This window comes from Vibrio sp. 2304 (genome assembly GCF_033339475.1).
GTDB classification, from domain to species: domain Bacteria; phylum Pseudomonadota; class Gammaproteobacteria; order Enterobacterales; family Vibrionaceae; genus Vibrio; species Vibrio alginolyticus.
This window is the reverse complement of the sequence record NZ_JAWOUQ010000109.1, coordinates 1-559: the sequence shown is the minus strand read 5'-3', so window position 1 is coordinate 559 and position 559 is coordinate 1. Positions and strand designations below refer to the sequence as shown.

Sequence of the window (559 nt, the reverse complement as noted above, 5' to 3'; positions counted from 1 at the left end):
AGGCAGATGTCGCAGTTACCACACGGCTCCTGACGCCCTTCGCCAAAATAATTCAGCAGCACCAGGCGACGACAGGTTTGTGCCTCGGCAAACGCCCCCATCGCATTCAGCTTATGCCGTTCGATATCCTGTAGCGGCCCGGCGGGTTTTTCTTCCAGACAGCGGCGCAGCCACGCCATATCCGCCGGATCGTAAAACAGCATCGCTTCCGCGGGCAGGCCATCACGCCCGGCGCGTCCAGTTTCCTGATAATAGGATTCGATATTGCGCGGAATGTCGAAATGCACCACGAAGCGTACGTTAGGTTTGTTGATCCCCATACCGAACGCCACGGTCGCCACCACGATTTGCAGGTCGTCGCGCTGGAATTTCTCCTGCACCTCGGCGCGTACGGCATTTTCCAGCCCAGCATGATAAGCCCCGGCGCTGATGCCACGGCTTTGCAGACGCGCGGCGGTGTCCTCGACTTTAGCGCGACTGTTACAGTAGATAATGCCAGACTTGCCGCGCTGCTCTTGCACATAGCGCATCAGCTGATCGAGCGGCTTAAATTTCTCCA

General features: G+C 58.0%; 1 protein-coding gene. It reads right to left on the bottom strand.

What is annotated here, in order from left to right:
* Positions 1 to 559, bottom strand: a 559-nt coding sequence (locus R7P64_RS24505) for a RecQ family ATP-dependent DNA helicase (RefSeq protein WP_318124230.1), incomplete at both ends; no start/stop codon positions are given.